We start from the raw sequence: 13,981 nt of genomic DNA on the forward strand, positions 1-13,981 counted from the left end.
TCGGCGTGAGCGGTCTGCCGCACCTTGCCGCCGCCGTCGACCTGCCCGGGATCCCCGACGCCGGGGCCTACGTCGAGCTGGCCCGGCTCGCCGAGCGCGGGGGGCTGGACTTCGTGACGCTGGACGACTCCTTCGCGCGGCCGGGGCCCGACGCGCTCGGTGTCCTGTGCCGGGTGGCGCCCGCGACCCGGCGGATCGGGCTCGTGCCGACGGTCACCACCACGCACACCGAGCCCTTCCAGGTACAGGCCGCCGTGGCCACCCTGGACTGGGTCGGCCGGGGACGGGCCGGCTGGCGGATCGACGTGTCCACCACCGAGGGCGAGGCCCGGCTGTTCGGCCGCCGGCACGCCGCACCGGCCGAGGCGCTCTGGCAGGAGGCCGGTGACGTCGCCGACGTGGCGGCCAGGCTGTGGGACAGCTGGGAGGACGGCGCCGAGATCCGGGACGTGGCCACCGGCCGCTTCCTCGACCGGGACCGGCTGCACCGCGTCGACTTCACCGGCACCGCCTTCTCGGTCCGGGGCCCGTCGACCGTGCCCCGGCCGCCGCAGGGCCACCCCGTCCGCGTGGTCGACGCCACCGACGGCCCCGCCCGCGCGGTCGCCGCCCGGTACGCGGACGTGGCCCTGGTGCGCGTCACCGCCCCCGCACAGGCCGCCGGTGTCCGGGACGAACTGCGGGAGCGGGCACGGACGTCGGGGCGGAACCCGGACGCGCTGCGGGTCCTGGTGAGCCTGCTGGTGGATCTCGGCGACGGCGAGCACGCGGCCGAGCCGGGACACGGGGGCGGCGGCCCGCGGCCCACCGGGCGGGGTCCGCTGTACCGGGGCGGCCCGGTCGACCTCGCGGAGCTGGTGGTCCGCTGGCACGCCGACGGGGTCACCGACGGCTTCCACTTCGTCCCCGTCGAACCGCGCCGCGATCTGGAGCGGCTGGTCAACGGCACGGTGGCGCTGCTCCAGCACCGCGGTCTGTTCCGCACCTTCTACCCGGGCAGCACCCTGCGCGAGCACCTGGGCCTGGCCCGGCCCGCCAACCGGTACGCGGTGCCCGGGGCGACGGCCGTGCCCGGGGGAGCGTCATGACCGTACGGCGGCGGCTGCATCTGGCGGTCGCGCATCCGGGGGCCGTGCACGCGGGGGCCGTTCCTGCGGAGGCCGTGGATACGGAGGTCCTGCATCCGGAGGCCGACGACGCCGACGGGACCGGTACTGCCGTAGGACCCGGTACGGAAGTATGGGCCGGTGCGCCCGTCGGCTCGCGGCTCGCCTTCGCCTCCTTCGAGCGGCTCGCCCGCGCCGCCGAGCGCGGCCTGTTCGACTTCCTCCTGCTCGACGAGGAGCCGCCGCTGCCCGAGCACCGGGGACGGCTGCACGAACTTGACGCGGTGGGCGGCCCGGAGCCGGTCGCCGTGCTGAACGCGCTCGCCGGGGTCACCGCGCGGCTCGGGCTCGCCGCCACCGTGAACGCCGTCTTCGGCGAGCCGTACGACCTCGCCCGCAGACTGGCCACCCTGGACCACCTCAGCGCCGGCCGGGCGGGCTGGCGGGTGGCGGTCTCGGCGGACCCCCGCGCGGCAGCGGACGTACGCTCCGGCGGCGCACCCGACCCGTACGGCAGGGCCGCCGAACTCCTCAGCGTGGCACGGTGGTTGTGGGACTCCTGGAGTCCCGAGGGGGTGCCCCGGCCGTTCGCGTACCGCGGCCGGCACTTCGACATCGCCGGCGAGTGCGGGCTGCCCCGCTCGCCCCAGGGACGGCCGGTGGTGATCCAGGCGGGGGACTCCGGGCGGGCCCGGGAGCTGGCCGCTGCCTCGGCCGACGTACTGCTCGTCCGGCACGGCCCGCTGGAAGCGGCCCGCTCCCGATACGCCGACGTCAAGGGACGCCTCGCGGCACACGGCCGTGCCCCGGGGGACCTGAAGGTCATGTGCGGGATCACCGTCGTCCTCGGGGATACCGCGGCGGAGGCGCAGGAACGCGCCGCCGGCATCCGACGGCAGCAAGTCACCCCGCGGTACGCGCTGTACGCGCTGGAGCGGGTCTGGGGAACGGACCTCTCCGGGTACGACCCCGACGGACCGCTCCCCGAGACCGCCCCCCGCACCCGGGACGGCCGCACGCGCGCGCTCGCCGAGAAGTGGCGGGCGCTGGCCGGGGAGAAGGGGCTGTCCCTGCGGGAGACGGTGATCGAGGCGAGCGGCCGGCAGTCCTTCGTCGGCACGCCCCACGCGGTCGCCGACGACCTGTACCGGTACGTCCGCCAGGGGGCCGCCGACGGGTTCGTCCTGGTCCCGCGGCTCCCGGCCGGCGGACTGGAGGAGTTCGTGGACCGGGTGGTGCCGCTGCTCCAGGAGCGCGGCGCGTTCCGCACGGAATACCGGGGCGGCACACTCCGCTCCCATCTCGGGCTGTCCTCACCGGTACCTCCGGCAGGGGAACGCTGATCATCGACGAAAGGAACCGACGGCATGACGACGGACGCGTCCGACGCCTGGAAGCAGTGGCACGAGCAGCGCGTGGAGCGGGTCTCGGCGCCCTACGGGCCGCTCGCGCTGACCGCGACGCACTGGATCGAGGACTATCCGGATGGTCGAATTCCGGACATTCCCGGGAACTGGGTGGCGGACGAGGGCGGGGTGCTGCTCACCGCCGCCGGGACCGACGGCCTGACCGTGGACGGCCGGCCCTTCGCGGGTGAGGTCAGGCTGGCCGCCGACCGCGGTCCGGAGGCGCGGGCGCGGGTCGCGCTCGGCGGGAAGCGGCTGGTCGTGCTGGTGCGCGAGGGCGTCTGGGGGGTGCGGGTGTACGACCCCGGCTCCGCCGCCCGGCAGGCCTTCCGGGGCATCGAGGCCGGGCCCCACGACCCCCGCTGGTCGGTGCCGGGCCGGTTCACGCCGTACGAGGGCACACGGACCGTCCGGCTCGGCAACGCGGACGGCCGCGAGCGCGGCTTCGGCCTCGCCGGGGAGCTCACCTTCACCCTGGCCGGACAGGAACGGACGCTGAAGGTCGCGCGGCAGGGGGACGGGCTGCTGTGGGCGGTGTTCGCCGACGCCACCAGCGGCGACACGAGCTTCCGGTTCCGCTTCCTCTTCGCGCCGGCCCCGGACGCCGAAGGACGCACGACCGTCGACTTCAACCGGGCCCAACTCCCGCCGTGCGCCTTCGCCGACCACTTCATCTGCCCCTTCCCGCCCCCCGGCAACACGCTGGACGTGGCGATCGAGGCGGGGGAGCGTCACCTGAGCCGCTCGCGGTCGGCGTAGCCGGCCTCAGCCGGGCGTGTGGGGGAGGGCCGACGGCCGAAAGGCACCCTTGTGCCGACCGGCCGTTCGGCCGAATACTCCCCCTCAGCGCTTGTCAGGGGCATGCATATTCGCATCCGGTCGAGCCCCTGGCTGCGCCTCACGGGCCCCGACCCCACGCGGGCCCCCGAATTCCCTTGGAGGGAACGACAAGTGAGGATCAAGCGCACCACTCCCCGTGGCGGAACGGCGAGACGGGTCCGGCTGACCGCCGTGGCCACCGGCTTCCTGGCCGCGGCCGCGTTCGCCGCCCCCACCGCGAACGCCAGCGACGTCCACACGTTCAGCGCCACCCAGCTCACCAAGGCGAGCGACTCCGTCCGCCAGGCCGACGTCCCCGGCACCGCCTGGGCGGTGGACGGCAAGACCGGCCGCGTCGTCGTCACCGCCGACAGCACGGTGTCCCAGGCCGAGATCGCCAAGATCAAGAAGCAGGCCGGCGCCAACGCCGACGCCCTGGTCGTCAAGCACACGCCGGGCAAGTTCAACAAGCTGATCTCCGGCGGCGACGCCATCTACGCGAGCAGCTGGCGCTGCTCGCTGGGCTTCAACGTCCAGGACTCCAGCGGCAACTACTACTTCCTGACCGCCGGGCACTGCACCGACGGCGCGGGCACCTGGTGGTCGAACTCCGCCCACAGCACCACGCTCGGCACCACGGCCGGCTCCAGCTTCCCCGGCAACGACTACGGCATCGTGCGGTACACCAACAGCTCGGTGACCAAGTCCGGTGCCGTGGGCAGCCAGGACATCACCAGCGCCGCCACGCCCTCCGTGGGCACGACCGTCTACCGCCGCGGGTCCACGACCGGTACGCACAGCGGCCGCGTCACCGCGCTCAACGCCACGGTCAACTACGGCGGCGGCGACATCGTCTCCGGCCTGATCCAGACCACCGTCTGCGCCGAGCCCGGCGACTCCGGCGGCCCGCTGTACGGCGGCACCACGGCCTACGGCCTGACCTCGGGCGGCAGCGGTGACTGCACCTCCGGCGGCACGACGTTCTTCCAGCCGGTCACCGAGGCGCTGAGCGCCTACGGGGTGCACGTCTACTGACGGTCCGGCTCCGCTGACGGACGACACCGGGAAGCCCCCGCGCGCGCACGGCGTGCGGGGGCTTCCTGATGCGTTTGCGCAGGTGAGGGGTGCTCGAACGGGAGTCGTACACATGTTCGGGAATGGGGGTATGGTGGGGGTGGGGAAACTGGGAACTGATGTTCGAGAGCCGTTCGGGGCTCACGAGTGCGGGAGGTGTGCGTGCCGGGCTTCGCGCATCTGCGCACCGTCTCCGGGTTCTCCCTGCGGTACGGGGCGTCCCACCCGGAGCGGCTGGCCGAGCGTGCCTCCGAGCGGGGGATGGACGCCCTCGCCCTGACCGATCGCGACACCCTCGCCGGGGCGGTGCGCTTCGCCAAGGCCTGCGCCGGCGCGGGTGTCCGTCCGCTGTTCGGAGTGGATCTGGCGGTGGCGACGGCGGAGCCCGTACACCGTGACCGACGGCGGACACCGGTGCGCGGAGGCGCCTTCGTGGACGAGTCGGCCCCCCGCGTGACCTTCCTCGCCCGGGACGGCGCCCGTGGGTGGGCCGGTCTGTGCCGGCTCGTCACGGCGGCGCACGCGGGCGGGGGCGCTCCGCTGCTGCCCTGGGCCGGCCAGCACGGCGACGGCCTGGTGGTGCTGCTCGGGCCGGGGTCGGACGTGGGGCGCGCGCTCGCCGCCGGGCGGCCCGACCGGGCGGCCGAACTGCTCGTGCCGTGGCGCGAGATCCACGGCGACGCGCTGCGGCTGGAGGCCGTCTGGCACGGCCGTACCGGTACGGGGCCCGGTTCCCTGCGGCTGGCGGCCCGCACCGTCGGGTTCGCCGCCGAGCAGGGGGTGCGGCCGGTGCTCAGCAACGCCGTCCGCTACGCCGATCCGGGGGCGGGGCCGGTCGCCGATGTGCTGGACGCCGCGCGGCGGCTGGTGCCGATCGACCCCCGGGGGGAGCTGGACTCCGGCGAGGCGTGGCTGAAGGACGCGCCGACCATGCTGGGCGTCGCCGAGCGGGTCGTGGAGGCCGCCGGGTTCCGGCGGGACACCGCCCACCGGCTGCTGGAGCAGACCCTGGCCACGGCCGCCGAGTGCCGCGTCGACCCCGAGGGCGACCTCGGCATCGGCACCGTCCACTTCCCCGAGGCGCACCTCGTCGGTGCCGGCCGGCGTACCGCGCAGCGGGCGCTCGCCTCACGGGCGGCGGAGGGGATGCTGCGGCTCGGGTACGGCGGGCGGCGCGCGTACTGGGAGCGGATGCACCAGGAGCTGGACATCATCGCCCACCACGGCTTCGCCTCCTACTTCCTGACGGTGGCCCAAGTGGTCGACGACGTCCGGGAGATGGGGATCCGGGTGGCCGCTCGCGGTTCCGGGGCCGGGTCGCTCGTCAACCACCTGCTCGGCATCGCGCACGCCGACCCGGTCGAGCACGGGCTGCTGATGGAACGCTTCCTGTCCAAGGAGCGGGTGGTGCTGCCGGACATCGACATCGACGTGGAGTCCGCGCGCCGGCTGGAGGTCTACCGGGCGATCATCGGCCGGTTCGGCACCGAGCGGGTCGCCACCGTCTCCATGCCGGAGACCTACCGGGTCCGGCACGCGATCCGGGACGTGGGCGCCGCGCTGTCCATGGACCCGGCCGAGATCGACCGGATCGCCAAGTCCTTCCCGCACATCCGGGCGCGCGACGCCCGCGCGGCGCTGGAGGAACTGCCCGAGCTGAAGCGGCTGGCGGGGGAGGTCCGGCGGGAAGGGGAGCGGTTCGGCAGGCTGTGGGAGCTGGTCGAGGCACTCGACGCGCTGCCGCGCGGGATCGCCATGCACCCGTGCGGGGTGCTGCTGTCGGACGCCTCCCTGCTCGCCCGGACGCCCGTGGTGCCGACCAGCGGTGAGGGCCTGCCCATGTCGCAGTTCGACAAGGAGGACGTGGAGGACCTCGGGCTGCTCAAGCTGGACGTGCTGGGCGTGCGGATGCAGTCGGCGATGGCGCACGCGGTCGCCGAGGTGGAGCGGGTGAGCGGGGAGCGGATCGACCTGGACGCGGTGGAGCCGGGGGACCCGGAGACGTACCGGCTGATCCGGTCCGCCGAGACCCTGGGGTGCTTCCAGATCGAGTCGCCGGGGCAGCGGGACCTGGTGGGGCGGCTCCAGCCCGCCGGCTTCCACGACCTGGTCGTCGACATCTCGCTGTTCCGGCCCGGCCCGGTCGCCGCCGACATGGTGCGGCCGTTCATCGAGGCGCGGCACGGGCGGGCGCCGGTGCGCTACCCGCACCCGGACCTGGAGGAGCCGCTGAAGGGGACGTACGGGGTCGTCGTCTTCCACGAGCAGATCATCGACATCGTCTCCGTCATGACCGGCTGCGGGCGCGGCGAGGCCGACCGGGTGCGGCGCGGGCTGTCCGACGCGGAGTCGCAGGGGCGGATCAGGGTGTGGTTCGCCCAGCGGGCGGCGGCCAAGGGGTACGACGCGGAGACGATCCGGCGGACCTGGGAGATCGTGGAGGCCTTCGGGTCCTACGGCTTCTGCAAGGCGCACGCCGTCGCCTTCGCCGTACCCACCTACCAGTCGGCGTGGCTGAAGGCCCATCACCCCGCCGCCTTCTACGCCGGGCTGCTCACGCACGACCCCGGGATGTACCCCAAGCGGCTGCTGCTGGCCGACGCGCGGCGGCGCGGGGTGCCGATCCTGCCGCTGGACGTGAATGTCTCCGGGGTCGCACACAGGGTCGAACTGGTGTCTGAATCACCGGTGGTGTGGGGGCTGCGGCTCGCGCTCCGCGACGTCCACGGCATCAGCGAGGCCGAGGCGCGGCGGATCGCGGACGGGCAGCCGTACTCCTCGCTGGTGGACTTCTGGGAGCGGGCCCGGCCCAGCCGGCCGCTCGCCGGGCGGCTCGCGCAGGTGGGCGCGCTGGACGCCTTCGGCGCCAACCGGCGCGATCTGCAACTGCACCTGACCGAACTGCACCGCGGCGCCCGGGGCGGTGGCGGTGACCAGCTCCCTCTGGCCGGCGGACGGAAGACCGCGCCGGCCGGGCTGCCGGACCTGACCTCGGCGGAGAGGCTCAGCGCCGAGCTGGGCGTGCTGTCCATGGACGCCTCGCGCAATCTGATGGACGACCACCGGGAGTTCCTGAAGGAGCTGGGCGTGGTCTCGGCGCGCCGGCTGCGCGAGGCCCGGCACGGCGAAACCGTGCTGGTCGCGGGCGCCAAGGCGGCCACCCAGACCCCGCCGATCCGCTCCGGCAAGCGGGTCATCTTCTCCACCCTGGACGACGGGACGGGACTGGTGGACCTGGCCTTCTTCGACGACTCGCACGACGCCTGCGCCCACACGGTCTTCCACTCCTGGCTGCTGCTGGTGCGCGGAGTGGTGCAGCGGCGCGGTCCGCGCAGCCTGAGCGTGGTGGGCTCCGCCGCCTGGAACCTCGCCGAACTGGTGGAGGTGCGGCACACGGAGGGACTCGACGGGGTCGCGGCCCGGCTGGCCGGACCGTCCGGCGCGGACGGCTCCCCGGCCGGGGGCGACGGCGGTCCGCTGCGGGCCCGGCTCGCCGGTTCCGAGGGGCTGCCCGCGCCGGCCGGCTCGGCGGCCCCTGACCCGATGGCGGACCGGACGATCCGCCTGTCCACGGGGTACGAGATGCACCCCTGGGCCGACCTGCGGCCCGCCGGCCAGGACGCCGCACAAGGGCCGGCGTCGCTACGGAAGTTGTGGCACCAGAGTCCGGGGAGTGCGGGATGACGATTCTCTGCGTACGTTTCCAGCTGCCGCCGATGTACGAGGCGGCCCTGCCGGAACTGCTCGGGCTGCTGGAGGAGTTCACCCCGGTCGTGGAGGCGCTGCCGCCGGACGGGGCGCTGGCCGATCTGCGCGGCGCCGAGCGGTACTTCGGGCGCGGCGCGGTGGAGCTGGCCTCGGTGATCCGGGTGCGGGCCCTCGCGCGGTACGGCGTCGACTGCGCGATCGGCGCCGGGCCGGGCCCGATGCTGGCCCGCGTGGCGCTGCGACACGCCCGGCCGGGTGTGACCTGCGCGGTGCCCGAGGACGCGGTCGCCGGGTTCCTCGCCGACAAGCCCGTCGCCGCGGTGCCCGGCGTCGGCGCGGCGACCGCCCGCACCCTCGACGACTACGGCCTGGACACCCTGGGCCGGGTCGCCGCCGCGCCGCTGTCCACGCTCCAGCGGCTGATCGGCGCCAAGGCGGGCCGCGAGCTGCGGGAGAAGGCGAGCGGCATCGACCGCGGCCGGGTCGTCCCGAACGCCGTCTCGCGGTCGCTGGTGACCGAACGGGCCTTCGGCATCGACGAGTTGGACCCCGGCCGGCACCGCCGGGCGCTGCTGTCGGCCGCCGAGGAGATCGGCTCCCGGCTGCGTGCGGTGGAGAAGGTCTGCCGCACCCTGACCCTCACCGTGCGCTACGCCGGCCTCCCCCACTCTCGGCCTCGCTCCAGTGGGGGGACCCCCACCTCGACCACCCGCAGCCGCACCCTGCGGGAGCCGACCGCGCACTCCGCGGACCTGACCAGGGCGGCCTACGGCATGTACGAGGCGCTCGGCCTGCAACGCGCCCGGGTCCGCGCGCTCGCCCTGCGCGCCGAGGGCCTGACCCCCGCCGACCATGCCTCCCACCAGCTCACCTTCGATCCCGTGGACGAGAAGGTCCGCCGTGTCGAGGAGGTCGCGGACCGCGCGCGGGCGAAGTTCGGGCCACGGGCGGTGATGCCGGGGACGCTGGCCCTGGTGCGCGCGCCCGGCCGGCCCACGGCGGCGTGAGGCACCGGTTGTCACCGGAAGTTTTTACCGACGCGTAACTTCACACTCGCCCTACTCGCCCGTAACTTGACGAGTGAACAGCATCCCGTGATCCGGATCACAGGGTCAGGCCGTGCACCTCCCGTGAGCCGCAAGGAGATCACCCGATGCTGCCCTGGAAACGAACGCTCAGACCCCTCGCCGCACTGCTCCTCACCGCCGCCGTCGCCGTCGTGCCGGCCGCGAGTGCCAGGGCCTCCGACGCTCCCGGTTCCGGCTGGAACGACTACACCTGCAAGCCCTCCGCCGCCCACCCCCGCCCCGTCGTCCTCGTCCACGGCACCCTGGGCAACTCGGTCGACAACTGGCTCGGCCTCGCCCCCTATCTGAAGACCCGCGGATACTGCGTCTACTCCCTCGACTACGGCCAACTGCCCGGCGTCCCCCTCTTCCACGGCCTCGGCCCCATCGACAGGTCGGCCGGACAACTGGCCGTCTTCGTCGACAAGGTGCTCGCCGCCACCGGAGCCGCACGGGCCGACCTGGTCGGCCACTCCCAGGGCGGCATGATGCCCCGCTACTACCTGAAGTTCCTCGGCGGAGCCGCCAAGGTGAACGCCCTCGTCGGCATCGCCCCCGACAACCACGGCACCGACCTGGACGGCCTCACCCGCCTGCTGCCGTACTTCCCCGGCACCGAGGACCTGCTCAAGGCCACCACCCCCGGCCTCGCCGACCAGATCACCGGCTCCGCCTTTCTCACCGAGCTCAACGCGGGCGGCGACACCGTCCCCGGGGTGCGCTACACGGTCATCGCCAGCCGGTACGACGAGGTGGTCACCCCCTGGCGCACCCAGTACCTGAGCGGTTCCGGCGTCCGCAACGTCCTGCTCCAGGACCTGTGCCCGCTCGACCTCTCCGAGCACCTCGCGATCGGCCTGTTCGACCGGATCGCCTTCCACGAGGTGGCCAACGCGCTCGACCCGGCCCACGCCACCGCCACCACCTGCGCGTCCGCCGGGAGCTGACATGCCGCCGGGGCCTGTCCGGCCTGAGCCGCCGGCCAGGCCCCGGAACCCTCACCGGAGGCGACCGCCCCCGCCGCGCGCCGCCGTGCCGACAGCGACAGCGACAGCGCGGGGTACGGGCACGCGGGGCGGGCCTGGAACCCGTGGGGTGATCCGACGCTAATCCCGGGGGAGCGGACGGAGGAGATCCTTATGGTCCGCTTAAGGAAGCGCTCAGACTGCGCTCAGGTGGATGGCGCGCCGTCATGATCGACGTGATGGGGGAGCGGCTGCGCCGAGATGTCGCCGTGTCAGCCGTCGGGCCACCAGGTGCGGGCGATGTCCTTGCGCACCTCGGGGCGTCCCGCCGGACGCTCCTCCGTCTCGTCGCGGATCCGGCGGCTGTCCGTCCTCTTCAGGGGCTTCTGCACGGTCGTACGGCGCATGGCTGCCTCCTTCAGCGCCCACCGAGTTCCGCGTTGTCACGGAGGTAGACGCTTTCGGCGAGAGTTCCTCACCGGTGCCGGTTTGTCAGTGGCGGCTGTCACGTCCGCACTGTCAGTGGCGTGTGTCACTCTCTGGGCATGACGAGCGAGAACACGCACACGGTTGCGGCTGCCCCGGAAGCGGACTGGGATGCGCAGGCCGCCGCCTTCGACGACGAACCGGACCACGGCCTGCGCGACCCCGAAGTGCGCGCGGCCTGGGCGGACCGGCTCCGGACCTGGCTCCCCGGGCACCCCGCGGACGTCCTCGACCTCGGCTGCGGCACCGGCAGCCTGTCACTCCTCGCCGTCGAGCAGGGGCACCGCGTCACGGGTGTCGACCGGTCCCCGGCGATGGCCGAGCGGGCCCGGGCCAAGCTTGCCGGGCGCCCCGCGACGATCCTGTGCGGGGACGCCGTGGCCCCGCCGGTGGGGGAGCGGCGCTTCGACGTGGTCCTCGTCCGGCATGTGCTGTGGGCGCTGCCGGACCCGGCCGGGGTACTGCGGCACTGGCGGGAGCTGCTGCGCCCCGGAGGCCGGTTCGTGCTGGTCGAGGGCGTGTGGGGGACTCTCGGCCCGGTCGGCATACCGGCCGCCCGGCTCACCGCTCTGCTGGAGCCGCTGAGCCGGGACGTGCGCGTGGAGCGACTGTCCGACGACTCCCTGCTGTGGGGCAAGGACGTGGACGACGAGCGGTACGCGGTGGTGGCCACCGTGTGACACCGCGGTGCCGGGGCGCCGGTCAGGCCAGCAACTCCGCGAACCCGTCGGGGCGGATCGCCAGCGCCTCCAGCGCGTCGAGGGCGGCCACCGCGGCGGACGCGGCCTCCGGGTCCGTCTCCGTGAGGCCGCTCTCGGCGAACTCGTCCTCGTCCAGACGCCGTACGTCCCGCCCGTCCGCGGAGCGCCACAGGTCCAGGTCGAGATCCTCCACGACCAGCTGCGCGCCGGAGCTGACCGCGGGACGCGTGATGTCGCAGTACCAGCCCTTGACCGAGCCGTCCGCCGCGCGGACCTCCTTCACCGAGTACCACCGGTCGCGCCAGTAGTACTCGGTGAAAACGTCACCGGGCTCGAACCGCACGAACCCGAAGTCCCGGACCCCCGAGCCCGCCCAGGGCGCGCGCACGGCGATCCGGTCGCCGTCGTCCCCGAGCAGTTCCGCCGGGTAACGGATCTTCGTACGGCCCGCCTTGACCAGGACGACCTCCAGCCGGGCCGGCTCAGCCGAGTTCGCGGACATAGCGCACCTCCGTCGCGCAGACCTCGTACCCGAGCCACTTGTTGATCGCGATCATGGGAGCGTTGCCGGTGTCGTTGCCCGTGAAGGCATCGGTGACACCGGCGGCGCGGGCCCGGTGCAGAGAGTGGATCTTGGCGAGCTTGGCCAGGCCACGGCCGCGGTGGGCGCGGGCGGTGCCGGTCATCGCCGTGGAGTAGCGGCCGTCACCGTCGGTGTAGGCCACGGTGAAGGCGACCGGACGGCCGTCGACACAGGCCGCCGTGGTCAGCTCCCGGTCCAGCAGCGGGTGGTGCCAGGTCTGCGCGAGCCAGGCGTCGTAGTCCGTGAACTCGTAGTCCACGTCGCTCGGTTCGTCGAGCACGGTCTCCGCGTCCAGCTCGAACAGCGGCCGGGGGTCGTCCGCGAAGTCGGCGGCCGTGCGCAGTTCGACGCCGGGCGGGACCACCGGGAGCGGCGGCAGCGTGCCGTCCGCCAGGCCCAGGCGGAGGAAGTGCGCGGAGCGGCCCCGCCGGTAGCCGCGCCGCTCGGCGAAGGCCTGGTTGGCCGGCTCGTCCAGGGCCCAGGCGAACAGCTTGGTCGCGCCCACCTCCGCCAGGTACTCCTCGGCGGCCCGGACCAGCAGCCGGCCGGCACCGCGGCGGGTCCGGTCGGGGCGGACGTAGACGTTGAGGGCGCCCTGGCCCGGGTCGGGGCTCTCGGGGATCAGATGCACCTGTGCCGTGCCGATGATCTCGCCGTCCTCCTCCGCGACGAGCGGCCGGAAGCGGGCGTCCGGGTGCGTACGGGCCACCGTGTGCCGGACCGATTCCGGCGTGAACAGGATGTACGGCAGAGCAAGGCGGCGGACACGGGCGAAGCCCTCGGTGTCCGCGGGGACGTCGGGGCGCAGAGGACGCACGAGGACTGTCATGAGCAGGCACCGTACGGGCCGGGAGGGCCGGGTGCCTCTCATTTTCCGGCGGGTGCGGGACAATCGGCCGTGTGAGCCTGAAGATCCGCATCGATGACAGCGCGCCCCCGTACGAGCAGGTGCGGGCGCAGATCTCCGAGCAGGCGCGGTCCGGCGCGCTCCCGGTGGGGTACCGGCTGCCGACCGTGCGGGGGCTGGCCGAGTCCCTGGGGCTCGCGGTGAACACGGTGGCGAAGGCGTACCGGGCGCTGGAGGGCGACGGGGTGATCGAGACGCGGGGGCGCAACGGCACGTTCGTGGCCGCCGCCGGCTCGGCCGCGGCGCGGGAGGCATCCCTGGCCGCCCAGGCGTACGTCGAGCGCGTGCGGCGGCTCGGGCTCGCCGAGGACGAGGCGCTGGGTGCCGTGCGGGACGCTCTGCGGGCGGCCTACGGGGAGGGCTGAGGCGGATCCGGCACCACCCGCCGTCAGTTCGGTTCCGCCGGCTCTGGTGTTCTCGTCACCGTCCGGCCCGCCCGCCGCGCCGCCCGGGCGAACGTCACCGCGTCCTGGACCGCCGCGCCCCCGGGGTCGTTGTTGAAGTACGCGTACACGTCCTCCGCGTCGGACCAGGTCGTCGCGACCCGGTCCACCCAGGTGTCCAGGGAGCGGCGGCCGTAGCGCGGCCAGGGCCGGGCGCGGCCCTGGTGGAAGCGGACGTAGCCCCAGTCGGCGGTGCGCCACAGCGGGGTGACCGGGCGGGCCAGGACGTCCGCCCAGCACAGGGCCGCGCCACGGGACGCCAGCACCTCGCGCACCTCGCCCGTCCACCAGGAGTCGTGGCGGGGTTCCACCGCGACCCTCCTGCCGGCCGGGAAGCAGGCCAGGCAGGCGTCCAGCAGCGGCGGGTCGGCGCGCAGGGTGGGCGGGAGCTGGAGGAGGACCGGGCCCAGGCGGTCGCCGAGGCCCGCCGCGTGGGTCATCAGGCGGTGCACCGGCTCCTCGGGGTCCCGGAGCCGCTTGATGTGGGTGAGGTACCGGCTGGCCTTGACCGTGACCACGAAGTCCGGTGGGACGCGTCCGCGCCAGGCGGCGAAGGTGTCGTACGACGGCAGCCGGTAGAACGCGTTGTTGATCTCCACGGTCGCGAACAGCCGGGTGTACTCCTCCAGCCACAGCCGCGTCGGCACCCCGGCCGGGTAGACGTGGTCCCGCCAGTCCTTGTACTGCCACCCCGACGTGCCGACGAACAGGGTCAT

General features: G+C 74.2%; 13 protein-coding genes. 9 read left to right on the plus strand and 4 right to left on the minus strand.

Annotated elements, in window-relative coordinates; translation table 11 throughout:
• Window positions 1-5: 5 nt before the first annotated feature.
• From IE273_RS09395 to IE273_RS09425, 7 genes are all read left to right on the plus strand, one after another.
• Entirely contained in the window at window positions 6-1,088 is a 1,083-nt protein-coding gene (locus tag IE273_RS09395) for an LLM class flavin-dependent oxidoreductase (RefSeq protein ID WP_189814692.1), read from the plus strand.
• A complete protein-coding gene (locus tag IE273_RS09400) occupies window positions 1,085-2,449 on the plus strand; it encodes an NtaA/DmoA family FMN-dependent monooxygenase (protein WP_189814693.1) in 1,365 nt (454 codons plus the stop codon). Before IE273_RS09395 ends, IE273_RS09400 begins: the two co-directional genes overlap by 4 nt.
• Window positions 2,450-2,473: 24 nt before the next feature.
• The gene (locus IE273_RS09405; protein ID WP_189814694.1) at window positions 2,474-3,271 is read left to right on the plus strand and encodes a DUF1684 domain-containing protein; all 798 of its coding nucleotides are present in this window, start codon (window positions 2,474-2,476) and stop codon (window positions 3,269-3,271) included.
• Window positions 3,272-3,463: 192 nt separating this feature from the next.
• Entirely contained in the window at window positions 3,464-4,366 is a 903-nt protein-coding gene (locus tag IE273_RS09410) for a S1 family peptidase (RefSeq protein WP_189814695.1), read from the plus strand.
• Window positions 4,367-4,567: 201 nt separating this feature from the next.
• A complete protein-coding gene (locus tag IE273_RS09415; protein ID WP_189814696.1) occupies window positions 4,568-8,089 on the plus strand; it encodes a DNA polymerase III subunit alpha in 3,522 nt (1,173 codons plus the stop codon).
• Window positions 8,086-9,120: a DNA polymerase Y family protein gene (locus IE273_RS09420; protein ID WP_189814697.1), complete on the plus strand. Its 1,035-nt coding sequence runs from the start codon at window positions 8,086-8,088 to the stop codon at window positions 9,118-9,120. Before IE273_RS09415 ends, IE273_RS09420 begins: the two co-directional genes overlap by 4 nt.
• A 146-nt stretch (window positions 9,121-9,266) precedes the next feature.
• A complete protein-coding gene (locus IE273_RS09425; protein ID WP_189814698.1) occupies window positions 9,267-10,127 on the plus strand; it encodes an esterase/lipase family protein in 861 nt (286 codons plus the stop codon).
• Window positions 10,128-10,417: 290 nt separating this feature from the next.
• Here the strand turns inward: IE273_RS09425 and IE273_RS44645 are convergent, their stop codons facing one another.
• Window positions 10,418-10,552 (minus strand): hypothetical protein, encoded by a 135-nt coding sequence (locus IE273_RS44645; RefSeq protein WP_268257498.1) that lies wholly within the window; start codon window positions 10,550-10,552, stop codon window positions 10,418-10,420.
• A 138-nt stretch (window positions 10,553-10,690) separates the two neighbouring features.
• Between IE273_RS44645 and IE273_RS09430 the strand changes: the two genes are divergently transcribed.
• Complete coding sequence (locus tag IE273_RS09430; RefSeq protein ID WP_189814699.1) at window positions 10,691-11,311, plus strand: class I SAM-dependent methyltransferase; 621 nt, start codon at window positions 10,691-10,693, stop codon at window positions 11,309-11,311.
• 22 nt (window positions 11,312-11,333) lie between these two features.
• Here the strand turns inward: IE273_RS09430 and IE273_RS09435 are convergent, their stop codons facing one another.
• Window positions 11,334-11,834 carry a ribonuclease FAU-1 family protein gene (locus IE273_RS09435; RefSeq protein WP_189814700.1) on the minus strand — a complete coding sequence of 167 codons (501 nt, stop codon included), beginning with the start codon at window positions 11,832-11,834 and terminating at the stop codon, window positions 11,334-11,336.
• Window positions 11,815-12,744, minus strand: coding sequence for a GNAT family N-acetyltransferase (locus tag IE273_RS09440; protein ID WP_189814701.1), 930 nt, complete (start codon window positions 12,742-12,744; stop codon window positions 11,815-11,817). The genes IE273_RS09435 and IE273_RS09440 overlap by 20 nt, the downstream gene beginning before the upstream one ends.
• Window positions 12,745-12,815: 71 nt before the next feature.
• On the opposite strand from IE273_RS09440, the gene IE273_RS09445 reads away from it, so the two are divergent.
• On the plus strand, window positions 12,816-13,187 hold the full coding sequence (locus IE273_RS09445) for a GntR family transcriptional regulator (protein ID WP_189814702.1): 372 nt from the start codon (window positions 12,816-12,818) through the stop codon (window positions 13,185-13,187).
• Window positions 13,188-13,210: 23 nt separating this feature from the next.
• Here the strand turns inward: IE273_RS09445 and IE273_RS09450 are convergent, their stop codons facing one another.
• Window positions 13,211-13,981, minus strand: a complete 771-nt coding sequence (locus IE273_RS09450; protein ID WP_189814703.1) for a DUF72 domain-containing protein — start codon at window positions 13,979-13,981, stop codon at window positions 13,211-13,213.

Origin of the sequence: Streptomyces olivaceoviridis (assembly GCF_014650115.1) — a bacterium.
GTDB classification, from domain to species: Bacteria; Actinomycetota; Actinomycetes; order Streptomycetales; family Streptomycetaceae; genus Streptomyces; species Streptomyces olivaceoviridis.

Coding starts and splice junctions, on each gene's coding strand:
- IE273_RS09400 (WP_189814693.1), top strand. CDS start 1,085: ATGACCGTACGGCGGCGGCTGCATCTGGCGGTCGCGCATCCGGGGGCC.
- IE273_RS09405 (WP_189814694.1), top strand. CDS start 2,474: ATGACGACGGACGCGTCCGACGCCTGGAAGCAGTGGCACGAGCAGCGC.
- IE273_RS09420 (WP_189814697.1), top strand. CDS start 8,086: ATGACGATTCTCTGCGTACGTTTCCAGCTGCCGCCGATGTACGAGGCG.
- IE273_RS09425 (WP_189814698.1), top strand. CDS start 9,267: ATGCTGCCCTGGAAACGAACGCTCAGACCCCTCGCCGCACTGCTCCTC.
- IE273_RS44645 (WP_268257498.1), bottom strand. CDS start 10,552: ATGCGCCGTACGACCGTGCAGAAGCCCCTGAAGAGGACGGACAGCCGC.
- IE273_RS09430 (WP_189814699.1), top strand. CDS start 10,691: ATGACGAGCGAGAACACGCACACGGTTGCGGCTGCCCCGGAAGCGGAC.
- IE273_RS09435 (WP_189814700.1), bottom strand. CDS start 11,834: ATGTCCGCGAACTCGGCTGAGCCGGCCCGGCTGGAGGTCGTCCTGGTC.
- IE273_RS09440 (WP_189814701.1), bottom strand. CDS start 12,744: ATGACAGTCCTCGTGCGTCCTCTGCGCCCCGACGTCCCCGCGGACACC.
- IE273_RS09450 (WP_189814703.1), bottom strand. CDS start 13,981: ATGACCCTGTTCGTCGGCACGTCGGGGTGGCAGTACAAGGACTGGCGG.